Raw genomic sequence first — 23,981 nt, forward strand, 5'->3', positions numbered from 1 at the left:
CAGTCCGGGCCGATGATTAAAGTGGTGTGACCGGCCTGCCTCAGAAATATGGGGCTGGCCGGTCACTGCCCCTGGCCTGCGATATTCAGAGTGTGCACCTGCGGCAGAAGAATGTCAGTGTTCTCTTGCAATTGTAATTGCTCTGATACAGTCACGACCACCGTATTTCATGGGGTCATTTATATAATCGAGCGAGAGCTTATTGCCACTTACCGGGCTGACCCAGACAACATGCTGCTGTGAGAGCTGGCGCTGATATATGGCATAGTCAGGATCATTCATAACACTGTTTGTTTCAGAAGGAGGTTCAGTCATTGCATTTGCAAATGAACGAAAGTTCCAGCACTGCGCAGACAGAGCAGCGATATCAAAGTAAATATTATTATTGTCTGACAGGCGTTTGACGGCGACAGAAATATGGGCAACATTAATAGAGTAAACTTTATTAATATAAACATACCTGTCAGTGTATGTATTACTATTCTCTGAAACTTCCCGTTTTAATTTAATTTTAAATAAATCATTTAAATAATAAACATCATCATTTCCGGTGTAGTTGTAAAATTCGATAATTTTTTGTGTCAGTTTATCTTCTTCACTAATATTTTGTGCATAAGATGTCGCATGTCCTGTAAGCAGAGTAAAAAAGAATAATAGGACAATTTTATGTTTTGAAATTTCTATCATTAAAAATCCTTCTTTAAATTTTATAGAAATAACAAATATATTATAAAATATTTAATATATTTGAGAAAGAGAAGTTGTTTTTTTTATGCCGTGATAATAAGAAAAGATATTTTATTTTTAACGATATGAAAAAAAGGAATTTTTTTTGGACTGGTTTTATTTAATCGTAAGCGGTATTCTCGAAATAGGGTTTACAACCTGTTTACGTTTTACAAAAAGTCTGAGCGATATTGGCTGGTTTGCCGGACTGTTAGTGTGCATGGTGACCAGCATCAGCCTTATACAGCTGGCAACGCGTAGTATCCCTATGGGTACAGCATATGCTGTCTGGACAGCCCTGGGGGCTGCAGGCACTGTTGTGTTCGGTATGATCGTTTTTCATGAGCCTGTTTCAGCCATGCGGCTGGTGTTCATCAGTGGTATTGTGCTGTGTGTTATCGGGCTTAAATTATGCGGCAATTAATACATCAGGCTGCTTAATAATTTTGTATCTCCTTCTGCGGAAATTTTGCGCAGAAGGGGATATGGCAGCTACTTATTTATCTGAAGATTTTTTCTTTGAGGCCGGGTCGGGAAGAGGGGCGTCATCACGTCCTGAATAGCGGCTAAGAATCTGATCTACAGCTGCAGCAGCTTCCTGTGCTGCAGCGCTGGCAACATCACCCCAGTAATTATCAAGAGAGTAGGCATCAATGTCGTGCAGCTGCGTTGCTGCTCCGGCTTCTTTGCCATTCTTATCTAAAACCTGCCAGACAATTTCAATGTGCTGCTGTGGGTGGCTGGTGGTGCCGGCAGGAGCATTGGTCAGGGTAACATGGCAGTTTACGGTGAAGTCAACATCAGCGGGGTTGTTTTGCAGGACATCAGGGGTGTTGTGAAAATAGGTTACAAAAGCCCGTGCCAGTGAGATGTTGCCATCCCCCGGAGCATCCTTCACACCAGAGAAATAAACGCGTGCGGGTCTGTGTTTCAGGCTGTTGGGGTCTTTATTCATCTGGTCTGCCTGGATACCGCTCAACACAGCAGAAACGCGCGGAGCAGCGTCGCTGGCAACCTGCTTTAAAAGTTCAGGGGTGGCTTCGTTCCACATTTCTTCAGGAATGGGCACGCCTTCCTGTGTTGCCCGCACGGTGTTTTGCGGTGTCATGACAGTGTAGAGCGGCACAATCATATCGTTACGCTGCTCAGTCGTGACCTTAAGCCACCAGTCCCCTTTTCTGGCAGGCTGTGCAATTGCAGGGATAGTCTGCTGAAGGAGCGCTTCAGCGATATCCTGCGATAGCAGTGCTGAGTTAGCCGGAGAAAGATCTGTGTGTTCTGGCTGAGGTACATCAAGACGCGAGGGCGGCGCGTTAGCTGCAAGCTGTCGTGCCTTTGCACCTGGGTCTGAAAAAGGGCGGGGTACATGCATACAGCCACCGAGCATCAGAAGGGCAGACAAAGGGAGAAGAGTTGTCTGACGTAAAGTGAAGAGCATTATGCGCGCGCTCCTGGTGAGATAACAGAAAGCTGATGCCCCAGCGGGCCATTGCCAGTCAGCGTGCGGCGACGATGGCTGAAAAATTGTTTTTCATTAGAAAATGTATCAACGCCGAGCAGAGAAGCATGTTGTACACCTGCTCTTTTAAGTCTGAAAAGGCACCATCCGCCTAAGTCGAACTGATAATGGCCGGTTCGTTTCCCTGGTATAAAAAAGCGTGCGGCGTCAGGGTCGCTCTTTGTTATCTCAGAATGCATGTCTTCACCGGTTTCGTAGCTGCTCTGGGCGATGCAGGGGCCGACGGTGGCATAAATTCCGGCAACAGGCGCTCCTTCGTGCTGCATGACGTCAAGAGTAGCTTCAATCACGCCAGCCAGAGCGCCGCGCCAGCCTGCATGAGCCGCTCCGACAAGCTGCCCGTCAGCAGAAGCAAATAATACCGGTGCGCAGTCAGCTGTAATAGTGCCCAGTGCAATAGCCGGATTGCGTGTTACCATGGCATCAGCTTCTTCCAGCTGGCCGGAGGGGAGTGGTTCAGTGACAGTGATAACCCGTTTTCCGTGTACCTGAGACAGGCTTGTCAGCCCGTTTTCAGGCACTTTGATCCAGTCAGCAATGCGGCGTCTGTTTTCACGCAGGTGTGCGGGGGTATCTTCAGAGCGTACAGAGCAGTTCAGGCTGGCATAAGGTCCGGTTGAAACACCTCCTTCACGGGTGAAAAAACCGTGACGGGCCTGTTTAAGGAGTGTGCTGGTGAGAGGTGAAAGTGCCTGCTGAGGCAGTGAGGCGGCAGATGTCATGCAGCCGGTCCTTTCGTAAAACCAGGAGGGGGACTCATGCCCACAGAGGTGAGAGCAAGAACTTTGAAAAGATGCCCCATTTTTTCAGGGGCTGCCAGTCGTGCTGTGGCGTGGTGTAAGTTCTGCGCATCGGCCGGGCTGGCATGAGCGGCCAGCTGTTCAGTGCGTTCCATCAGCCCCAGTGTGCGCAAAAAAGTACCTTGTGTTACGGCCCCCCATGTTTGCGCCCCTGACTGCTGTGCCGCAGTAGCGAAGGCAAGAAAGTCAACATGGGTTGTCAGGTCAGCCTCTCCCGCTGCTTTGAGTGGATGCGCCGGCCGGGCGTGGCGCAGCGCCTGAAGAGAATCTCCGGTTAGCTGTGAAAAATGCCCGTAATCAATAAATAAGGCAGCCCCGGCATGACGGGTCATACGCAGGCCGAGAAGCCGGGCAATATCTAATGCAGGCTCGCAGAGTTCGACAACCGTGCTGTCTTCGAAGGTACGTTTATCCGGCAGTTGGGGAGGGGGGCAGCTGACAGAGATAAAATTTTCACCGGCGACGTAATGCTCGTGCCAGCCTTGTGCCGGTGTATGTACAAACTGCCGCACAGGCAAAGCGTCAAGAAACTCGTTAGCCAGCAGAATAAAAGGTTGCTCAGGCAGTTCTGTCAGACTGTCATGCCATGTGGGGCTGGTGTAAGGTCGCAAGGCATCTGCCTGTGCGGCACGCATAAGAGGAGATGTTTCTATCAGATGGACGTCAGCTGCACGTGCCATGTCAGGGGCTACGCGGGTTATCAGGCGCAGGGCGTCTGCCATTAATGTACCCCTGCCAGGTCCTGCTTCTGCCAGAATAACGGGTGAGGGGCGTCCCATATTATACCAGACTGCCACAGCCCAGGCGCCAAGAAGCTCCCCAAAAATCTGAGAGATTTCAGGGGAGGTTACAAAATCTGATAAAATAGGATGCGTCGCGTAATAATGGGCGTTGGCACGGGCCATAAAAACATCAAGCCTTTCAGCCCCGGGAGGCAGAGCTGAAAGATTTTTGAGAGGGTCAGTTTTTAGCGGTGTCTTGGGCATTATCACGGGTATCAGGCAAACCGGCATAAGGTGGAGCAAACCAGGCACGGGCCATCAGAGTGATACCGATAATGATCATTGGTACACACAGAACCTGCCCCATTGTGATTCCTCCAGGTAAAAAACCAAGAAAAGAATCAGGTTCGCGAAAAAATTCGCAAAAGCTGCGGGCAACACCATAACCTGCCAGAAAGAGGCCGCCAAGCATGCCGGCATGTTCTCTGATTTTGTGGCTGCGTGATGCTGTATACATGACCAGAAAGAGCAGCAGGCCTTCGGTCAGAGCTTCGTAGAGCTGAGAGGGGTGACGAGGGACATCGCCGCCGCCGGGGAAAATCATTGCCCAGGGTACTGATGTCGAGGCTTCGCGCCCCCAGAGCTCCCCATTAATAAAGTTGGCGATACGCCCCAGACCCAGCCCGATAGGAATGGCAACGGTTATTCTGTCAGAAAAGGCAAAAAAGTTAATTTTTTGCTGTCTGGCATAAAAAAACATGGCCAGAATAACACCCACAACACCGCCATGAAATGACATGCCACCATGCCAGACCTCGAAGATAGAGAGCGGATGGCTTAAATAATATCCTGACTGATAAAACAGGATATAACCGAGACGCCCCCCCAGTACGACACCAAGTGCGCCCCAGCCAAAAAAGTCATCAACCTGTTCGACTGATGAGGCCCGTGGCGTAAGAGGAACAAGCCTGCGAACAAGAAACAGAGCAAGGAGTAAACCGACTATGTAAGAAAGAGCGTACCAGCGAATGGGAAACGGTCCAATATTTACCAGTACCGGGTCAATCTGAGGGAAAAGAATAACAGGCAGCATGCGGGAGTATATCCGGTTAAAGCCAGAAGAAAAAAGCAGAGGGAAAAGTTATTGGTTATAAGATAGTCCTGTATATACCGGCTTTCTCTATCTTCAAGCATGATGAGAGATTTTGTATAGTTATGTTTGTATAGTTACGGCGGAAGACGAAAGTCTGTGAAATGGTCATCGGAGGAGGTGGTCAGCGTGGTGCGAGTATAAAGCGCAGTAACACGCTCTCCAGGAGACTAATTTTTATAAGAAATTAATTATTCAATAAAAGTATTGATGTAGTTATTTTAATTTTTATAATTTATTCATATAATTCTTAGTAAATCTCACTCTGAGCATCTCATGAGAGATTCTACCCCCGGTGTAATATCCTGAAGAAGATCTCCTTCAGGCTGCTGAGTTTTTGAAACGATTTTTATATTTTCTGATGCTGCAATCTGTTCCTTTGCGGTTTGAACAGCAGCACATCCTTTGTTACGCCAGTGAAGTGTGCGCTTGTCACCCAGGGCTGCCAGCCCTGCCATTGCAAGGTCATGGAGGAGTGCTGAGGCCTGAAGTCCGTCTTTCAAAGCCGGATAGCGGGCTGCGGCCTTTATAAACCGGGCATTATTACCCGACCAGAGCTGCAGATCAGTAATCAGTGAGTCTCTGAGTTCTATCTGCCCATCCATGAACGCTGCTGCCCGCTTGTTAAAGCTTTCTGCCTGCGGCGAGTCAGGGCTGGCAATATCGGCAAGGGTATTTAGTTGCTGTTCGGTTGCTGTTTGTTTATGGCGAATTTGCAGAAATTCGTGGTTGTGAGCATAATTTCTTACCGGGCTGGTGACGCTAAGGAGTATCCTGACGCTTTTTTCCTTTCCTGGTGCAAGCTGAGTAATGCGTTTTTCAGTGCTTTCATCGCTTTGAATGCCAAGAGTTTCCAGCCTGTTCTGGGTCACACCTAAACGGGCAGACAGGGTATCCGGCTGGCAGTTTTCAGGCTGCGACCAGAAACGTTCAGCAATTGCTGCAAGTCGTGGCCACAGGCGGGCATCCAGCATGTCTTCAGAGACAATTTCAGTCCATAAAGCCGCTTCACCCCCGAGCACGAGTTTCTTCTGGGCTTCTGAAAGAGGCTGGGTATCTGTCGGCTTACTTTGCGTTGTGATTGTACCTCCTGGACCACTGGTACGAGCCGCGGCTTCTGCCTCAGAAGTGCTCTGAGGTGAGGCTAGCGGGTCATCCTGATAATGCTGAGCAGAAGGCAGGAGACGGTCGAGATAATAACGCTCTGAAAGAATAACAGGGTGGCCGTCTGCCGTCGCTTCTGCAGTGTGCGCTGCGCCACGCCAGACTTCAACAACAGTGCGTTGCGGGATAGATGCTGCTGTAATTTCGTCCCATCCGATCGCTGTCTTGTGGTCTTTACTCAGCATATCGACAGCTTTGGTGGTGAATTCTGCCTGGAGTTCTGCCGGGCCATTTAGCTTGTGTTGTTTTATATAGGCTGAAATTGCGGGCGATTCAGTCCATTGTTTTGCGACAACTTCATCCCCGCCAATGTGGAAGTAGGCATCGGGGAAAAGGGTTGCCATTTCGCCATAAAGCTTTGAAATGAATTCGTATGTTTCTGGTTTTGTCGGGTCGAGGGCTGCCCGGTTCCGTTCTGCCCGGTCAGTCATGTTGAGCGGGGCCTGAGCGGCATAAAGCGGATAAGCTTCAAGCAGGGCAAAGCTGTGGCCAGGTGTATCAAATTCCGGAACGATACGAATGCCACGCTCGGCAGCGTAGTGGATGAGGGCGCGGACCTCATCCTGTGTATAATATTGTCCGTGTGAGGATATGCTCTGCAGGCGCGGGAAAAGCTTACTTTCGACACGGAAACCCTGGCCATCTGATAAATGAAGGTGCAGCACGTTGAGCTTAACCATTTCCATGGCATCAATCTGCCGTTTGATGGTGGACAGGCTCATAAAATGACGGCTGACATCGAGCATCAGACCACGCCACCTGAAGCGCGGAGCATCTGTCATGGTTGCCGGTTGCAGCACTGGCCCGGCTGAGGTCTGGCTGACCAGCTGGAGCAGTGAGGTGAGGCCATGCAGAATGCCAGCGGCGCTTTGTGCTGAAATTTCAGCTCCGGCCGGGCTGACTTTGAGGGAATAAGCTTCGTTCATGCCGAGGGAAGGGAAGAAATCTCCTTTCTCCGGGCATGATATAACAAGAGCAAAGTTATGTGTTTTTTGAGCCGCCGCTGAGAATGAAATTTTGGTGCCGGAGAGCATTTCAAGTCGTGTATGCAAGCGTGCAACTGCGGCTGTCAGCACAGGTGTTTTTTGTCCGTGCCATATAAGCTGAATATGCTGTGGCAGAGCAATGGGCTGCGTTTGTGTGATTTGTAATGTCGTGGGGTGAGGCAGAACGACCGGAGGGGCAGGGATGTCGGCGGCAAAGCCTCTTTGCGGCTGAGCGCACAATATTATGCTGACACAGGGTGCGATCATATAAAGCTGACGTAAACGCAGTTTCAACGGGTTACTCTCCGCCAGTAAGAAGTGTGTCAGATGTATCGGGTGCTATGACCCAACCCCTGTGTGCTCTGTGCCTATGTTACACAAAAAATAGCACGGAGGTAACCAAGTGTCACAGTGACCTGGAGAGGGGGCTCCCTGTTTCGTCGGACGAAGGTCTGAAGACGGTGGATATGTTTGCTCAGGGCTTATAATGTCTGAGCAGGTTAGACAAAGGGCTGATACCCGCCGGGAGAGCGAATTTTTTACCCTGTTATTAAAGCGCTGTCAGATTAAGTGGGTTATGATAGCTGCTGAGTTGTAAAAGTTTAAATGTGTATCTGTATCTAACGTCTACGTAGAAAAAGAAATCCATGACTCTCTCCTCAGATAAAACACTCCGTCTTCTTTTTCCTCAATGGCAGGGTGGTAATAACCTTCCTTATTTTTTTGGTGCTCAGCTTCTAAGCTGGCTTGCACCAGTCACAAATGGACCGGTTGAAGAAGTACCTGTTAAGGCACCGACGGAGAAACCTTTATCTGAAGAAAATGGAATAGTAGGGCGCCAGGTATTACTTGAGCAGCTTCATACTGCACGCGGTCTGATTGATAAGCACAACCCTGATCGTCTGGTCGTTCTGGGAGGGGATTGCCTGGTAGATCTTGCCCCGTTTGCTTATCTTAGTGAGCGTTACAAGGATGAACTGGCCGTGCTGTGGGTTGATACACACCCGGACATTATGACACCAGAACACTTTAATCATGCTCACGCCATGGTTCTTGGAAATTTGCTGGGGCTGGGGGATGCAGATTTCACACAAGCTGTAGCTTACCCTGTTAAGCCAGAGAATGTTCTATTTGCCGGACTACATGACCCGACTGAGTGGGAGGCCGGTGAAATTAAACGTCTGGGCCTGAAAAATGCAGGGCCTGAAGAACTGGCGCAAAAGGGAAGTAAACCTGTTCTGGACTGGTTCAGATCAACAGGAGCAAAGTATTTAGCTATTCATTTAGATCTCGATGTTTTCAATCCACGTTTTTTTCATTCTGTGCTTTTTGCTCAGCCCAATGTGCCGCCTGATACCTTTAAGGGTATCGCGCAGGGGGAAGTATCAATGGCGCAGGTGATACAATTACTGGATGATATATCAGAAATAGCTGATGTGGTTGGTCTGGGTATTGCGGAGCACATGCCGTGGGATGCTCTGGCGCTAAAAAATATGCTCGCACGTCTTCCTTTAATTGGTCACACAAAATTATAACAACCAAGATCTCCAGATATTGTATTTAGGTTTATTTTTTTAATGTGAGAGTTTTTTATCAGGAAAAGAAAATTTATACACTATATTTATAAAATACAGCCATGAGATTTAATTTTTTATTGTCGTTTCGAAATGCATTTCTGTTTTCTTCATGGCTGCCAGTTGAGAACATACTCTCGATAAAGGGAATTATAATAAACCCTTTTTATTAAGGCGTTACTTATCTTCTCCGGCGGCCTTCCTCCTCTCCTGGTCACGCAGAGCTGTAAAATCCGGCGCCATGCGCTCAAGGCCAGGTACAGGGGCTGGCATGGGAGGTTTACGGGCCTGAAAAGGACGATACCCCATAAGTGGATAGGTCGTGCGGTCCATTTGTACACTCAGCTCATAATTATGTTCTGTTTCTCCTGGTAATACCGGCGCCAGAGATTTTGCGCTGGCAAAGTCAAAACGGTTTTGCTCTTTTGTGGGTTCAATAGGCGGTTTGAGGATACCAGCAACAATGTCATCACGCCTCTGACAATACTCTCTGAAGAATGCATCAGTTTCTGCCAGACCTGGCCTGTTTTTCTCTGCAGCAGCGATAAAATCATCCATCAGAGAGACCAGTAGCGGGTAATGACGCGGCTTGATCAGCCCGCGTCCCAGCAAAATCTGAATCATCTCTCCCATAGCCCGGCTGACATCATCAGAATCACGCACATCTCCTGATCCGGCAAGATATTTGAGAGTGCCAAGGTAAGAGCGGTCAAGTGGTATTGGTATGCGCCGTGCCTGAACCTCCTGGCGCAGCCAGAGCAGGAAATAGACCATACGCCCGTATGGGTCGTTATTACTGGCTGGTTTATCGTGCCACAGATCGAGCAGGAAGGTGATACGCTTCATCAGGTCAGCATATTCTTCATCAATGTCACCTGCATTGATCATCTCTGCTGTGACGGGGATCATCGGAGAATCTCGAAATTGCCGAGACTGTCAGCTGGCAGAGTGATCTGGCTTCGTCCGCCAGGCAGACTGATGCTACCTGCTTTTATCGTACTATCAGGAAGGCTCATGCTATAATTCTCCGTTGCCGGATCAATCCGGGCTCTGACAACATTATCAAGATTACGGTTAACGGTAGCAGCATGCAGGTCATCAGCCGCATTAAAACAGGGGAGTGCAAAATCTTTTTTGATATTCACGCTATCCCATCTTTGTGCATCTGTGTCCCAGTATTGCTCTTTAACGGAAGACAGATCATCCTCATGAAACCAGTATGCACTGGGTCGTTCGGGGTTTGAGCCCTTAATAACGGTCTCTCCGTCAATCATGTAATTTTTGCTGCTGAAGCCATAAACTTTTGACCCTTCCTGGTAAGGAATAATTTTCTGTTCACTGCCGCTATCGATCACTTGTTCGCGCATTGTTTTATCCCACCCCTGATCGAAAAGGGCTGCATCAGCCTTCTTTTCAAGAAAAGATTTATTAAGGGGATCATATACTTCTTTTGTTTTGAAATTGTCGTAGCTAATGCTGCCATCCTGACGGGTATAGGGTTCTTCCCACGGCTCTGGTGAAGGTTTAACTATTCCGTCACTGGGCTGTCTGGCTGAGGTTGTCGAAGCGTCCTGAGTTGCCGTTTCTGACGCGGCGGCTCGTCCTCCACTATTGGGTAGAACCTTGTGTATAAGGAAGCCCATGACAGCATCAACACCCAGGGTTGCCATCGCGTCGGCACACAGAGAAACAGCATGATCCATCTGCGCGTCAGTTGTTGCATGCGTGGCCAGTGAAACAGAATCAATCAGCTCACGTACAGCAGCCAGACCACCATATAAAATCATTGTCAGACCAAGAGCCAGTAATGCCGCATCAAGCCCCCAGCCAACCGGAGCATATTGTAACGCGACCAGTGTTCCTGCTGATACCATCAGAATTTTCATCAGGTTCTGGGGTGTCATGCCTTCTGCTAACACACCACCAGCTTTAAAAAAGGCCCTGTAAAGTAACTCTGCAACCCGCTCTGTTGTCGACATTGCGGCAATTTTTTGCATTTGCGGTGAAGCAACCTGCTGAGCAGAACTACCGTTTTTAAACGCGCTCTGATGTGCTGACTCATGCCAGGGGACAAAGCAAAACGCTGTTAGCCCGTGGTTTCTGAGCATGGCAGCTGTAAAGAGCTGATTTCTGACAACAGATGTATACACACCGTAACGAGCAACAAACTGTTCAAGCTGCCTTTTCTGGTCGGGGCGCAGGTATGTCAGAAAACGGTTTATCGCCTCATCATAAAGAACAGGGTCTCTAATCAGCCGAATCAGGTTGCTGGCCATTGCCCAGTGGGTATCAACAATAATAAGACCCTGCAGCATATCCTCAATGATCAGATAATGATCCGGTGGAATATTATTGTCTGCCATAAGATTTCCGTTAACAATATATTATCATTTTAAATTATTATTACATTATCCTTATCCTTGTTATTTACATAAGGAAAATATAAAATTATTTCTAGTGAAATAGATCATGAAATAATTGAAGGGTGATCATATCACTGTTGGGTGTTCATGGTTGCGCGCAATGGAAAATGGGGAGGGGGCGCGCTGGTCGCAGAATAAAATTCAGGTTCATTTGCAAGGCAGCACCGTTTCAGATGAGGTGGTGCTTTTGCGCTGAAATAATATTTTTCTCAGACAATGATATGCTATTATAACATACCACCGACCGATCAGAGCTTCACTATGAGTGAAGCGCTTTCGCCTCCTCGTTTCTGCATTTTTCTCTCTTCGTCGTATAGAGCACACGATTATGCTCTTCGTAGCAGCGGAGAAGCGCACGAGAATGTTCTTAGCAGTTCCGATTGCTCTCACTGCTTGTGAAGATGTTTCAGGAAAAGAATAAGGGTGAAAAATATTAAGAGCTGATTGCTATGGGTAATGTTATGCTTGGTTACTATTTTCCGAGCCTTAAAGCCTCTTCAAGCCACGCCGCAACATGAAACAGGTGAGAGTCTTTGTGTCCTGTTTGCATGGCCATAAGGCCTGCAGGGGCAGCGCCGGCTGCGTGGCAGGGCAGGCTGATAGCACAGCCATTGATAAAGTTGGCAACAGTCGGGTTTCGCAGCAGCAGCAGGTTAGTACGTGTCAGCAGTGTTTCATCTGCCACGAGGTCAGCAATATGTGGTGCAATAACCGGCACTGTTGGCATGATAAGTGCATCATAGGGGGCTATGACCTGCGCTGCCCTGTTAATAAGTGCCTGCCGTTCGCGTTGCAGTGTCAGGTAATCAACCGCACTTTGTTCTTTGCCGCGTAAAATGCGTTTGAGCACAAAGGGATCATAAGCTTCTGATTTATGCTCCAGCAGCGGGGCATGCCATGCGAGGGATTCAGGTGCAGGAAAGCCCCCGAGCCGGTTAATCTGCGGTAAATTTTCAAGCTCGCTAAAGCATACATCTTCCAGAATGGCACCAGATTTCTCCAGCTGCTTCAGTGCGGCATGCCACGTGCTGGCAACAGTGTCATCCATACCGTCCAGCACATAGCTTTGTAGTACACCCAGGCGTGGTCGGCTGGTTTTGCGGGCTTCAGGTCGTGCGCTCCAGTCAACAGGCAGGCCTGCAAGCGCACGGTCCGCAGCCCAGCAGCATGATACGGTACGGCCCAGGCTGCCAACAGAATCAAGAGTTGAGGAAAGCGGGACAGTTCCTCTGGTTGAAATGCGGCTGGCCGTCGGTTTATATCCGGTAAGCCCCGTCAGCGCTGCGGGAATACGGCATGACCCCCCGGTGTCACTGCCTATCCCCACAAAAGCCATACCATCAGAGACAGACACTGCCGCTCCGGAAGATGAGCCGCCCGGAATACGCCTGTTTGCTCTGTCCCACGGGTTTGCCGGGGTGCCGGTATGCGGGTTCATGCCAACGCCGGAGAAAGCAAACTCCGTCATTGTTGTCCGTCCGATAGAAATAAGGCCAGCCTGACGGGCCAGAGCAATGGCAGGCGCGTCCTGCTGTGCCGGCGGGGCATCACTGAGTACGACTGAGCCGGCCCTGGTGATGCTGCCTGCTTCGTCAAACAGATCTTTTACGGACATCAGCAGTCCGGCAAGCGGGGGGAGTGGCTCACCGGCCCTGCGTCGGGTATCCGTCAGGTCAGCCTGTTTTCGTGCACTGTCAGCGTGTACGACGCTAAAAGTCTGACGGCCTTCTCCTTCTTTGTCATGAATACGTGCAAGAGCCAGCTCTGTCAGGTGCCGGCTGCTGACCTTGCCCTGAGCCAGAGCGCATGCTGCGGCAAACAAAGAAGGAAAAGTATCAGTCATAAATTATCCCTCAGTTTTGTCGCGCAGGGTGACAAGAAGCGGCACGTGGTCTGAAGGTCGCTCCATAGCGCGCTCGTCTTTGTCAGGGAATACGCTGACAAGGCGTTCAGCGACCCTGGGTGAAAGCAGGGCGTGGTCAATGCGTATGCCGCTGTTTCGCTGCCATGCTCCGGCCTGATAATCCCAGAAAGTGTAGAGTGTCTCTGTCGGGTGCAGTGCGCGCAGAGCATCTGTCAGCCCCAGCCAGATCAGACGGCGAAAGGCTGCACGTGTCTGTGGCCGGACCAGAGCGTCATCGGGTGCGAGGGCTCCGGGCGCACAGTCGCCGGCTGCGGGGCAGACATTATAATCTCCGGCAAAGATAAAATCAGTTTCTTCGCGCAGATAGTGCTCAGCCCGCGCTGTCAGTGCTTCAAAAAAGGCCAGCTTGGTGGCGTATCCTTCTTCTCCGCCTGAATTGCCATTGGGCAGATAGAGGTTGCCAAAGACCAGCCCCTGCGTGCGTATTTCAACATAGCGGGCTGCCGGGTTATTAAAGCCGGGCAGGTGGTCAGTGACAATTTCTGTCCTGTCAGCTTTAACCAGTGTGGCTACACCGTTATAGGATTTCTGCCCGACCACGGCAGAGGCATAGCCGCGTTCTTTAAAGAAATCAGCCGGAAACGCTGCCGTTTCACATTTGATTTCCTGCATCATCAGCACATCAGGGTCGTGTCGCTCCAGCCAGTCTGCAATCAGGTTCTGGCGCAGGCGAACGGAATTTACATTCCAGGAGGCGAATTTCATGCGAGAGAAAAGCTTGTGCCACAACCGCAGGATGAGGCTGCATTGGGATTGTTAACTGTAAAATGTGCGCCCATCAGCTTGTCAGAAAAATCAAGCTGAGCACCTTCAAGTAACTCAAGGCTGGCAGGGTCAACCACAACCAGCACGTCATTTTTCTCAAAGTGCGTATCATCTTCAGCGATCTCTGCCTGGGTAATCAGGCCAAAGCGATACTGAAAGCCGTTGCAGCCGCCTGCATCAACAGAAACGCGCAGAGCGGCCGGCAGGGGAGTATTCTGCCCCGCGGCAGACTGCCTGCGGCTGGCAAGAACAGAGGCAATGCGCTTGGCAGCAGCATCGGAGACGGAGAAGGGCTGTGGCTGGGTCATACTGTTATAAATAGCGTTCCGGTAAAGGTGTTTGAAGGGGAAAATGCAGAGAAGTTGGTGAAATTTTGAACAATGCCCTATTATGCCTGTTTATAACCGCCTTCTGGCTCTTCTGTCAGCGGGCTTTGCAGCAGGTCGGGCAGGAGAAAGAATGTCTTTACAGGAACATCTTGCAACATGTGCGCCTTATGCCGTGCAGAGAGGGGAGGGGCGTGGTCGCAGGCAGTACGATGAGGCTGAGTCACTTACGCGTTCTCCCTGGCAGCGTGACAGGGACCGGGTGGTACATTCTTCAGGCTTCAGGCGGTTACAGTATAAAACTCAGGTCTTTGTTAATCATGTCGGTGATTTTTTTCGTACCAGGCTGACGCATTCTCTCGAGGTGGCACAGGTTGCCCGCTCTATGGCGCGTGCTTTGCACCTTGATGAAGATCTGACCGAAGCGGTGGCTCTGGCGCATGACCTTGGGCATACTCCGTTTGGCCATGCGGGAGAGGATGCCCTGGCCGAGCTGATGTATAACTGGGAAGGGTTCGATCATAATACGCAGGCACTGCGTCAGGTTACGCTGCTTGAGCGGCGCTACCTCACGTTTAACGGTCTGAACCTGACATGGGAGACGATAGAAGGGCTGGCCAAACATAACGGGCCGGTTAAAAAGCCAGGGCCATGGCTGCGTGAGTTTGATGCGGCATGGCCGCTTGACCTTACCGGCTTTGCGTCAGCTGAAGCGCAGGTTGCCGCCCTGGCCGATGATATTGCCTATCATGGTCACGATCTTGATGATGGTGTGAAGTCGGGCCTGCTGACACTTGATGATCTTACTGATGTGCCTCTGGTCGGGGGTATTCTGGCTGAAGTGCGCAGGATTGCGGCTGATTATACTGATGTGCCACAAAAAGCGCAGCGTATCCGCCATGAGGTTGTGCGCAGGGTAATCAATGCTCTGGTGACAGACGTGCTGGTGACATCGCGGCGGAACCTCCAGGACCTCGCCCCCCAGAGCGTTGAGGATATTCGTGCAGCCTCGCAGCCTGTTATTGCTTTCAGCCCCGAAATGTGGGCAGCAAATAAAGGAATTCGAAAATTCCTCTTTGCCCGGCTTTACAGGCACTGGCGGGTTAACCGCATGGGGTATAAAGCCAGAAAGGTTACCTCTGGTCTGTTTACTGTGCTGACGGAGTCGCCTGATCTGCTGCCTGATGTCTGGCGTGAGAGAGCCCCTTCTGGCAATGATATGGCTTTGCGTCGTACAGTGGCCGATTATGTGGCGTCTATGACCGACCGTTTTGCTATTGATGAGTATCGCCGCTTGACGGACCTGTCAGTAACAGGTTGAAACCCCGGCGTTGTATCGTTTTGTATTAGGATTTTTACGCGTATGTCAGAGTGTTTGTTCCAGCATTATCGTCACCAGGTTCTTGCCGCAGTGCATACACTGTTGCCTGACGTGCCCGAAGAAACACTCGCCCGTATTGAGGTCACTCCAACGCGTGACCCTTCACACGGCGACATGGCGACAAATGCGGCCCTTTTGCTGGCAAAAACTGCACGCCGCAAGCCTGCTGATATTGCAGGTGAACTCGCAGCTCTGCTTGAAAAAACCGAAGGGGTAGCCAGTGCGGCTTCGGCTGGTCCTGGTTTTGTTAACCTCACACTTAAGCCCGATACACTGCGTCATATTCTGCCGGTTATCCTTAAAGCGGGTGAGGCATATGGTGATGCTCAGACCGGTAACGGGGTAAAGGTTAATGTTGAGTACGTTTCAGCAAACCCTACCGGGCCAATGCATGTCGGGCATTGCCGTGGCGCTGTTGTGGGCGATGTTACAGCCAGCCTGCTGGCAAAAACCGGTTTTGATGTAACCCGCGAATTTTATATTAATGATGCCGGCACTCAGGTCAGGGCTCTGGCCTGGGCAGCTTACTGGCGTTACCTTCAGGCGCTGGGCACAAAGCTGACGGAAGACGAGTTTGCGGCTCTGACACCTAATGGTCTTCAGTATAAAGGGGATTACCTCATTCCTGTGGGTGAGGATCTGGTCGGGCAATATGGTCGCACTCTGGCGGGTGATGATGCGGCCCCTCTGCCTGAGAGTGAATGGCTCGGTACCGTTCGCAACTTCACTGTAGCTCATATGCTGGTGGCGATTAAAGAAGACATGCACGCCCTGGGTGTGAAGCATGATGTCTTTACGTCAGAGGCGCAGGTGCTGCGTGACGGGGCTGTTGATGCTGCCATTGCTCACCTTGAAAAAGAAGGCCTGCTTTACGAGGGTGTGCTTGAGCCTCCTAAAGGTAAGCTTCCTGATGACTGGGAGGAACGCGAGCAGCTTCTTTTCCGTGCGACTGACTTTGGTGATGACGTTGACCGTCCTCTGAAAAAATCTGACGGTACCAATACCTATTTTGCGAATGATATTGGCTATCATGCTGATAAGGTTGCACGTGGTGCCCAGGTGATGATTGATATCTGGGGTGCTGATCACGGTGGTTATGTTAAGCGTATGAAAGCCGCAGTGAAAGCTGTAACCGGTGGCAGCACACCGCTTGAGGTTGTACTGTGTCAGATCGTTCATATTCTGAGAAATGGTGAGCCTGTCAGAATGTCCAAACGGGCAGGCACATTTGTCACGCTGCGTGACCTGATTGACGAAGTCGGTAAGGACGTTGTGCGCTTTACTATGCTGACCCGCAAGAGCGATGCGCAGATGGAGTTTGATCTTGATCATGTTGTGGCAAAGCAGCGTGATAACCCGGTTTTTTATGTGCAGTATGCTCATGCCCGGTGTCGTTCTGTTTTACGTGCCGCGACTGAAGAGGGCAGCTATGGCGTAACTGATGCTGAAGTTTTAGCTGCAGTGCCGCTGGATACGCTGAGTGCCGATGTTGAAATGGCTCTTATCCGCCGCCTGGCTGAGTGGCCGCGTCTTGTTGAAGCCGCCGCTCAGGCCAGAGAGCCGCATCGTGTTGCTTTTTATCTGACGGATCTTGCCGGTGATTTTCACTCTTTGTGGAACCACGGGCGTGACGATGCAGCTTTACGCTTTTTGCAGCCTGAAGCGCCTGAGGCAACCCGTGCCCGCCTGGCTCTTGTTGCTGCTGTGGCAACGGTTATTCGTTCAGGTCTGGCTGTAATGGGTGTCGAACCAGTAGAGGAAATGCGCTGATGTCTGACGACCAGAGTCAGAACGAAGAACAATACCAGGAAAATCGCAGATCTGCTGACTATGCGCGTGAGCGTATGGGGGGGCATCAGCCGCCGCCTCGTAAGGCAGGCGGGTCTGCTTTTCGGGTTCTGACCAATGCGCTGAACAGCGATGCAAGCACCCGCTGGCTTGTTTATGGTACAGCAGGCCTGGGTGGTATTCTGCTGGTAAGTATCGGCGGGTGGGCTTTGCTGGGGCACCATCAGGGGGGGATTCCCGTTATTGGTCCGCCATCTGTCGCAATGCGCACAAAACCGGTTGATCCGGGTGGTATGCAGCTTGATAATATGATTGTGCCTGAGGCTGATGACGGGCAGGCCCACCTGACGCCCGGGCCCGAAAAGCCCAACCCCGGCGGGCTTGCTGAGCAATACGGGCAAAGTGCAGAAAAACAGGATACGGCTACTGGCAGTGCAGGTGCATCGCCTGATGTTGCCGGAGCAGCAGTCAGCACAGAGCAGAGCCAGACTCCTCCTGCCGCCCCTGACACTTCTGCTGTTGCGCAAAATGACGATAAAGCTGCGGCTGGTGTGATGCAGCCTGCAGATAGTCAGGATCCGGTGATTCAGTCTGATGCTCTGCCTGCGCCTGAAACGCCTGAGGCTCCGGTGGATGATAAAACACCGCCTCAGGCACCGATCGAACCGGTAAAAAAAGCACCTGAGAAAAAGGTGGTCACAGCAACGCAGCCTGTTGCACCGGCTTCATCCGGCGGGAAATATCAGGTGCAGCTTGCGGCTTTGCAATCACCGGAGCAGGCTATGAAAGAGTGGACAAGGCTGCAGACGCGCTACTCTGACCTTTTTGGCTCACGTAAACCGTCAGTCGAAAAAATACAGCGTGATAATGCAATTTTCTATCGTCTGCGTGTGACAGGTTTTGCGTCTTCAGCTGATACACGTGCGTTTTGTAGTGCTGTGCGTGAACGTGGGCTGGCCTGCACACAGGTTCACTAACGTCATGCTAAGGCTGGTGTGGTCTGCACAATGACAGATAAAAAATCTGATAGTGCAGACCAGCACCAGCCGCTGGCTCTGCCTTCCTCAACCGCGGCGGAGACGGAGCAGCAGGATGCCGCTTTGTTGCATCCTCCTGTGTTGCGGCTTGAGGGGTATGAAGGCCCCCTTGACCTCCTTCTTGAACTCGCTCGTGCACAAAAAGTCGATTTAAGTCGTATCTCAGTGCTTCAGGTTGTTGAGCAATATCTGATCGTTGTTGAAAAGGTACGTCATATTCGCCTTGAACTGGCTGCTGACTGGCTGGTGATGACGGCCTGGCTGACCTGGCTGAAGTCGCGCCTGCTTTTACCGCCGGAGAGCGAGCAGGCAGCGGAGGGAGAAGAGGCGGCTGAATTATTACAGGCACGCCTGAGAGAGCTTGCCTGTATGAATCAGCTGGCTCAGTGGCTTGAAGCGCGACCTCACACCGGGCGCGATGTATGGGAGCGCGGCACGGCAGAAGATCTGACCGAAATAGACCGCTCGGGTCTGGTGCTTGATATCCCTCAGCTTATGCGTGCTTATATGAGCGCCATGCGGCGCACGGTAGCAAAGCGTCCTTATGCTCCTCCCAGGCCTTCTTTCTGGACTGTGAAAGAGGCTCTGACGCGGCTGACACGCCTGCTGGGTGAGGCCCCGCCTGGCTGGCGTAGCCTTGAAATGTTTTTGCCTCAGGCACTGACAGGTGCTGTCACGCGCCGTGAAGAATTACATCGCAACCGTGCAGCAAAAGCCAGTATTCTGATCGCAGGTCTTGAGCTGGCTAAAACAGGGAACCTTGAGTTGCGGCAGGATGAAATGTTTGGTCAGATTTTAGTGCGTGCCAGTCAGAGTGCGGGCAGCCCCGTTCAGCCGGTTACCCGGAGTGCTGATGATGATCTCTAAAGTTCAGGATGCGCCCTCATTGCCTGAGGAAGCCATACGTCTTGCAGAAGCGCTGATTTTTGCTGAAACAGAGCCGGTCAGGTTGTCGAGAGTATCTGAACTGCTTGCTGTACGTCAGCTTGTGCCAGAGACGGTGGAGGACGCAGCAGCATTTAGCCTCTCTGTTCTGAAAAATCTGTCTGCCCGTTATGAGGGGCGGGGGGTGCAGCTTGTCGAAATTGCCGGAGGCTGGCAGTTTCGCACTGCGCCTGACCTTGTTCATGTCCTGACACGGGTTATGGAGCGTCCGCGACGGTTGCCTCGTGCGGTGATGGAGACACTGGCAATTATTGCCTATCACCAGCCCTGCACACGTGTTGATGTAGAAGAGATACGCGGTGTAACGCTCGGGCAGAATGTGATGAATACGCTTATTGAGGCGTCGCTGATTTCACCACGCGGGCGTAAGGAAATTCCTGGCAGGCCTGTTTTATGGGGTACCACACCTGACTTTTTGCGTTATTTTGGTTTGCGTGCGTTATCGGATCTTCCGGCTCGCGAAGAACTTTTAAGAGACGTCCCACCGTTGCTTTCAGCTGCATCAGCAGCAGAAAGTGAGGATGATGGTGAGGCTGTATCTGTGCCGGAGTAAAAAAGAGTGATGAAGTGTAAAGCTGGTACAGGGCTGTGTTATCGTCAGGATGTGACTGATGTTTGACTTTGCATGGTCTGAAATTCTTCTGATCGGGCTGGTGGCTTTAATTGTTATTGGCCCTAAAGACCTGCCGGTTGCAGCAAAAAGTCTTGCAAAAGTTCTGAAAAAAATTCGTGGCGTAGCAGGCGAATTTCAGTCTCATGTTGATGAAATGGTGCGCGAGGCTGATCTGTCAGAAGTGCGCGATCATGTACGTGATCTGCGTAGTATGGATGTACGGGGCCGTATTATGAAAGCCATTGATTCTGATGGCAGTATGGCGCGTACGCTTGCGCCCCCTCCGGCACTTAATGCACCACCTGCCGGCCCCAGAGCACTGGACAGACTGTCGGGCCCGGGTATTCTGCCGCCTTTATCTCAGGCTGAAGTGCCACATGTCAGCGCGCCTGTTTTCTCGGGTGCGGCCGACAGTCATGAGCAGTTATATCAGAATGCGGAGATTGAAGCCGGTGTAACAGATGCTCCTGCCGAGCTGCCGCCTGCTGTTGTCAGACGTATTTTGTGTGACCAGGCGCAGTATCATCCTCCTGCTATTTTGCCGCCGGTCAGGGTGGTGCATGGGCATCGTCGGGTTGCTCCCGGCGTTGTTAACCAGGCATTACCTGAAGGGCACCACGACACGCCGGATATATCGTTATGACTGAGCACGAGCCTATGAGTGAGAACCCTATTAACGATCAGCCTATGCCGTTGCTTGATCATCTGATTGAGTTACGTAAGCGCCTGCTCTGGTCGATCGGGGCATTTCTCATATGTTTTGGTATATGCTATCATTTTGCAGGTGATATTTACCTGTTTCTGGCGCGCCCTCTGGGGGAGATTATGCGCCAGAAAGGCGAGCAGCCCCATCTGATTTATACGGCGTTATACGAAGCCTTTTTCACCTACATCCGGGTTGCTTTTTTTGGCGCGGCTTTTCTCTCATTCCCTGTTGTAGCAATGCAGGCCTGGATCTTTATTGCACCTGGTCTCTACAGGTCAGAGAAAAGAGCGTTTGCTCCCTTTCTCGTTGCGACACCTGTCCTGTTTCTGCTCGGGGCAGGGCTGGCTTACTATTTTATTTTTCCTGTCGCCTGGCGGTTTTTTCTGTCGTTTCAGTCTCCGGCAGGAGACGGGAATGTGCAGATCGAGCTTCAGGCTAAAGTGTCAGAATATCTTTCTCTGGTCATGAAGCTGATTATGGCATTTGGTGTTTCGTTCGAGCTGCCTGTTGTGCTGACTCTGCTGGCGCGCGTTGGTATTGTGACATCTGATATGCTGCGTCGTTATCGTCGTTATGCGATCGTGGGTGCGTTTGTCGCCGGTGCTATTTTCATGCCACCCGATATCATTACACAGACGGGGCTGGCTGTTCCGCTCATCCTGCTTTACGAAGTCTCTATTGTGTCTGCCCGGCTTGTTGAGCCTAAACGGGTTAAGACAGAAGAGGCTGAAGCAGAGTAATCGTTGTTTTAATAAACAGAAATTTTGGTGCCCTTATGCATGATATTCGCGCCCTTCGCGCAGACCCCGCCGCATTTGATGCTGACCTTGCCCGCCGTGGCCTGGCGCCTGTCGCTGATAAACTGCTGGTATGGGACGAAGAACGCCGACAGGCACAAACTGCCCTGCAGGAAAAGCAGGCCCGCCGTAAAGCGCTGGCGCGTGAAATTGGCCCGCTGAAAGGCAGAGGTGAAGATACCTCGGCGCTGGAGGCTGAGGCCGTTGGTCTGCGTGCTGAGATGGAAGCTTTTGAAGAGAAAATTGCTTTTCTTGATGGTGAGAGCTCAGGTGTGCTGGCTTCTCTGCCAAACCGCCTTGATGCTGATGTACCTGAAGGACCGGATGAAAGCGCTAATGTCGTGCAGCATGAGTGGGGTACACGACCGGCATTTTCTTTCGCTCCGCGTCAGCACTTTGAACTGGGTGAAGCACTGGGACAGATGGATTTTGGCACAGCAGCTAAGCTGTCAGGCGCCCGTTTTGTTGTGCTGAAAGGGGCCCTGGCTCGTCTGTCACGGGCACTGGGGCAGTTTATGCTCGATCTGCACGTGCAGGAGCATGATTACACCGAAACACTGGTGCCTGTGCTGGTTAATGATGCCGCGATGTATGGCACAGATAAGTTGCCTAAATTTGCTGATCAGTCGTTTCGTACAGAAGATGGTCGCTGGCTGGTGCCAACAGCTGAGGTGCCGCTGACAGCGTCAGTCAGTGGTGACATTCTGGCAGCGGGCAGCCTTCCGCTGCGTATGACAGCGCTGACGCAGTGTTTTCGTAGTGAGGCAGGCTCTGCCGGGCGTGATGTGCGTGGTATGCTGCGCCAGCATCAGTTTGAAAAGGTTGAAATGGTGTCTGTCACCACGCCTGAAGAGAGCAGCGCTGAACATGAACGGATGACACGCTGCGCCGAAACAGTGCTTGAAAAGCTGAAAATACCTTATCGGCGTGTGCTGCTTTGCGCGGGCGACACAGGTTTTGGTGCGGTAAAAACCTTCGATCTGGAAGCCTGGTTGCCAGGGCAGGACGCCTGGCGCGAGATTTCTTCATGTTCAAACACGCGTGATTTCCAGGCCCGGCGTATGAATGCCCGTTTCCGTCCGCAGGGCGGAGGTTCGCCGGTTTTTGTGCATACACTGAACGGATCCGGCCTTGCTGTTGGTCGTACTCTGATCGCAGTGATGGAAAATTATCAGCAGGAAGATGGCTCGGTTGTGGTGCCTGAGGTTCTGCGTCCCTATATGGGAGGTATAGAGCGCATTACAGCCTGATACGTTTGCCTCAGCCCGTTTATGGCTATAGCGGGCAGAGAAACGACATGACCGTGCAGGAGATAAGATAAATGAAAACGCCTTTTTTAAAAATGCGAAAGAAAGCTTTTCTCTCCTGCTGTGGCAGTGCGCTGATTGTCGCGCTGGCATATACCGGTGCAGCCGCTGCAGCGGATAGCGTCGATCATGCTTCTGCACCAACAGAGAATGTTACGGTTGCTGGTCGCTTTGAAAAAGCGCAGCCATCGGGCATAGCGCGCCTGCCAGACGGGCGTATTATACTGTCATTTCCTGAGAGTGCGCAGTGGCACCCTGGTCCCGTCCTGGCAGTGTGGAGCCCGGGCAAACTCACGCCTTTCCCTGGTGCGCTGGCACAGCATGACATGATATCCCCGCTGGGTATGACGGTTGATGCAAAGGGGCAGCTCTGGGTGGTGGATGAAGGTGTCAGAGCCGGCCATAAAGTTAAACCGCAGCCTGCGCTGCTGCATATAGACCCTGTTGCAGGTAAGATCGTTAGATCATATCCTTTTACAAAGCCCGCTGTTTCGTCTGACAGTCATGTGAATGATGTGCGTGTTGATCTGACACACGGTAAGGCAGGTACGGCATTTGTGTCCGATACATCAGAGAAGACCCATCCTGCTCTGATCGCCGTTGACCTTGCCAGTGGTAAAATGCGCCGTATTCTTGAAGGGTCTGTGTCAGTGCGTCCTGTACCAGGGCTGGTGATGCAGGTTGATCATGAGCTGAGGCGTTATGACCCCAATCATCCGGTTATGGGGCAGGGTGGTGTTGATGGCCTTGCTCTGAGTGCTGATTCTTCAAGGCTTTACTGGTCTCCTTTATCATCGCGACGGCTTTATAGTGCCCCGACAGCAGAGCTGGCAGACTTTCACCTTTCTGAGGAAGTCCTGAAGTCAGCCGTCACAGATGAAGGTGAGGTCGGCATAATGGATGGTATGGCGACAGCGCCTGATGGCAGTTTATATCTGACAGATATTGAGCGTCATGCTGTGGTGCGTCGTGCTCCCGATGGTGAGCTGAGCATTGTTGCCCAGGACCCGCGCCTTATTGCCCCTGACAGCATAGCGCTTGATGGTGACAGTCTTTTGCTGACGGTAGGACAGTGGTCACGTCTGCCGGTTTTTAATGCCGGAAAAGATAAGCAGGAGCGCCCTTATCTTCTGATGCGCATTGCACCGTTACAAACAGCTGATAAGGCACCATAACGACATCATTATAGAAAAAGACAGATTATCCTAAGGCTTACACCATCATAAATTTGATCGTTGTGCGGTGTCTTCGCACCTTTGTTATCTTAGGCTCAGGACCTGTTAATTTATTGAACTGAGCGAGAGATTGTGATTCACAGGCTTACCGAT

Annotated in this window: 22 protein-coding genes; 11 read left to right on the forward strand and 11 right to left on the reverse strand. The window is 51.3% G+C overall.

Annotated features, from left to right (window positions below):
- Positions 1 to 114: 114 nt before the first annotated feature.
- Positions 115 to 687, reverse strand: a complete 573-nt coding sequence (locus HK25_RS06535) for a hypothetical protein (protein ID WP_086635695.1) — start codon at positions 685 to 687, stop codon at positions 115 to 117.
- Between the two features lie 145 nt (positions 688 to 832).
- Here HK25_RS06535 and HK25_RS06540 point away from each other — a divergent pair, with 145 nt between their 5' ends.
- On the forward strand, positions 833 to 1,150 hold the full coding sequence (locus HK25_RS06540) for a multidrug efflux SMR transporter (protein ID WP_086555112.1): 318 nt from the start codon (positions 833 to 835) through the stop codon (positions 1,148 to 1,150).
- 72 nt (positions 1,151 to 1,222) lie between these two features.
- On the opposite strand, the gene HK25_RS06545 is transcribed toward HK25_RS06540, so the two are convergent.
- From HK25_RS06545 to HK25_RS06565, 5 genes are all read right to left on the reverse strand, one after another.
- Positions 1,223 to 2,164 (reverse strand): hypothetical protein, encoded by a 942-nt coding sequence (locus HK25_RS06545; RefSeq protein WP_086635696.1) that lies wholly within the window; start codon positions 2,162 to 2,164, stop codon positions 1,223 to 1,225.
- A complete protein-coding gene (pgeF, locus tag HK25_RS06550; RefSeq protein ID WP_086635697.1) occupies positions 2,164 to 2,967 on the reverse strand; it encodes a peptidoglycan editing factor PgeF in 804 nt (267 codons plus the stop codon). Before pgeF ends, HK25_RS06545 begins: the two co-directional genes overlap by 1 nt.
- Positions 2,964 to 4,031, reverse strand: coding sequence for a class I SAM-dependent methyltransferase (locus HK25_RS06555; protein ID WP_086635698.1), 1,068 nt, complete (start codon positions 4,029 to 4,031; stop codon positions 2,964 to 2,966). The genes pgeF and HK25_RS06555 overlap by 4 nt, the downstream gene beginning before the upstream one ends.
- Entirely contained in the window at positions 4,006 to 4,860 is an 855-nt protein-coding gene (gene lgt, locus HK25_RS06560; RefSeq protein WP_086635699.1) for a prolipoprotein diacylglyceryl transferase, read from the reverse strand. Before lgt ends, HK25_RS06555 begins: the two co-directional genes overlap by 26 nt.
- A gap of 317 nt (positions 4,861 to 5,177) precedes the next feature.
- Positions 5,178 to 7,361, reverse strand: a complete 2,184-nt coding sequence (locus tag HK25_RS06565; RefSeq protein ID WP_086635700.1) for a beta-N-acetylhexosaminidase — start codon at positions 7,359 to 7,361, stop codon at positions 5,178 to 5,180.
- A gap of 353 nt (positions 7,362 to 7,714) precedes the next feature.
- Between HK25_RS06565 and HK25_RS06570 the strand changes: the two genes are divergently transcribed.
- Entirely contained in the window at positions 7,715 to 8,602 is an 888-nt protein-coding gene (locus tag HK25_RS06570; RefSeq protein WP_086635701.1) for an arginase family protein, read from the forward strand.
- A gap of 216 nt (positions 8,603 to 8,818) precedes the next feature.
- Here the strand turns inward: HK25_RS06570 and HK25_RS06575 are convergent, their stop codons facing one another.
- From HK25_RS06575 to HK25_RS06595, 5 genes are all read right to left on the reverse strand, one after another.
- A complete protein-coding gene (locus HK25_RS06575) occupies positions 8,819 to 9,550 on the reverse strand; it encodes a hypothetical protein (protein ID WP_143295967.1) in 732 nt (243 codons plus the stop codon).
- The gene (locus HK25_RS06580) at positions 9,547 to 11,004 is read right to left on the reverse strand and encodes a hypothetical protein (RefSeq protein WP_086635703.1); all 1,458 of its coding nucleotides are present in this window, start codon (positions 11,002 to 11,004) and stop codon (positions 9,547 to 9,549) included. Before HK25_RS06580 ends, HK25_RS06575 begins: the two co-directional genes overlap by 4 nt.
- A 532-nt stretch (positions 11,005 to 11,536) precedes the next feature.
- Positions 11,537 to 12,907: an amidase gene (locus tag HK25_RS06585; protein ID WP_086635704.1), complete on the reverse strand. Its 1,371-nt coding sequence runs from the start codon at positions 12,905 to 12,907 to the stop codon at positions 11,537 to 11,539.
- A 3-nt stretch (positions 12,908 to 12,910) separates the two neighbouring features.
- Positions 12,911 to 13,693, reverse strand: coding sequence for an exodeoxyribonuclease III (gene xth, locus HK25_RS06590; protein WP_086635705.1), 783 nt, complete (start codon positions 13,691 to 13,693; stop codon positions 12,911 to 12,913).
- Entirely contained in the window at positions 13,690 to 14,061 is a 372-nt protein-coding gene (locus HK25_RS06595) for an iron-sulfur cluster assembly accessory protein (protein ID WP_086555486.1), read from the reverse strand. Before HK25_RS06595 ends, xth begins: the two co-directional genes overlap by 4 nt.
- 151 nt (positions 14,062 to 14,212) lie before the next feature.
- Between HK25_RS06595 and HK25_RS06600 the strand changes: the two genes are divergently transcribed.
- The 9 genes from HK25_RS06600 to HK25_RS06640 all read left to right on the forward strand — a co-directional run bounded on the left by HK25_RS06600 (position 14,213) and on the right by HK25_RS06640 (position 23,828).
- On the forward strand, positions 14,213 to 15,400 hold the full coding sequence (locus tag HK25_RS06600) for a deoxyguanosinetriphosphate triphosphohydrolase (RefSeq protein ID WP_086635713.1): 1,188 nt from the start codon (positions 14,213 to 14,215) through the stop codon (positions 15,398 to 15,400).
- Positions 15,401 to 15,442: 42 nt separating this feature from the next.
- Positions 15,443 to 17,230, forward strand: coding sequence for an arginine--tRNA ligase (gene argS / locus HK25_RS06605; protein WP_086635706.1), 1,788 nt, complete (start codon positions 15,443 to 15,445; stop codon positions 17,228 to 17,230).
- Positions 17,230 to 18,225: an SPOR domain-containing protein gene (locus HK25_RS06610; protein ID WP_086635707.1), complete on the forward strand. Its 996-nt coding sequence runs from the start codon at positions 17,230 to 17,232 to the stop codon at positions 18,223 to 18,225. The genes argS and HK25_RS06610 overlap by 1 nt, the downstream gene beginning before the upstream one ends.
- Before the next feature lie 30 nt (positions 18,226 to 18,255).
- Positions 18,256 to 19,152, forward strand: coding sequence for a ScpA family protein (locus HK25_RS06615; protein WP_086555489.1), 897 nt, complete (start codon positions 18,256 to 18,258; stop codon positions 19,150 to 19,152).
- Positions 19,139 to 19,783 (forward strand): SMC-Scp complex subunit ScpB, encoded by a 645-nt coding sequence (scpB, locus tag HK25_RS06620; RefSeq protein ID WP_086635708.1) that lies wholly within the window; start codon positions 19,139 to 19,141, stop codon positions 19,781 to 19,783. The genes HK25_RS06615 and scpB overlap by 14 nt, the downstream gene beginning before the upstream one ends.
- 58 nt (positions 19,784 to 19,841) lie before the next feature.
- The gene (tatB, locus tag HK25_RS06625) at positions 19,842 to 20,486 is read left to right on the forward strand and encodes a Sec-independent protein translocase protein TatB (protein WP_086635709.1); all 645 of its coding nucleotides are present in this window, start codon (positions 19,842 to 19,844) and stop codon (positions 20,484 to 20,486) included.
- The gene (tatC, locus tag HK25_RS06630; RefSeq protein ID WP_086555491.1) at positions 20,483 to 21,289 is read left to right on the forward strand and encodes a twin-arginine translocase subunit TatC; all 807 of its coding nucleotides are present in this window, start codon (positions 20,483 to 20,485) and stop codon (positions 21,287 to 21,289) included. The genes tatB and tatC overlap by 4 nt, the downstream gene beginning before the upstream one ends.
- A gap of 35 nt (positions 21,290 to 21,324) precedes the next feature.
- Entirely contained in the window at positions 21,325 to 22,596 is a 1,272-nt protein-coding gene (gene serS / locus HK25_RS06635; protein ID WP_086555492.1) for a serine--tRNA ligase, read from the forward strand.
- 71 nt (positions 22,597 to 22,667) lie between these two features.
- A complete protein-coding gene (locus HK25_RS06640) occupies positions 22,668 to 23,828 on the forward strand; it encodes an SMP-30/gluconolactonase/LRE family protein (protein WP_086635710.1) in 1,161 nt (386 codons plus the stop codon).
- Positions 23,829 to 23,981 lie beyond the last annotated feature (153 nt).

It is taken from the genome of Acetobacter sp. DsW_059 (assembly GCF_002153695.1).
Classification (GTDB): Bacteria; Pseudomonadota; Alphaproteobacteria; order Acetobacterales; family Acetobacteraceae; genus Acetobacter; species Acetobacter thailandicus.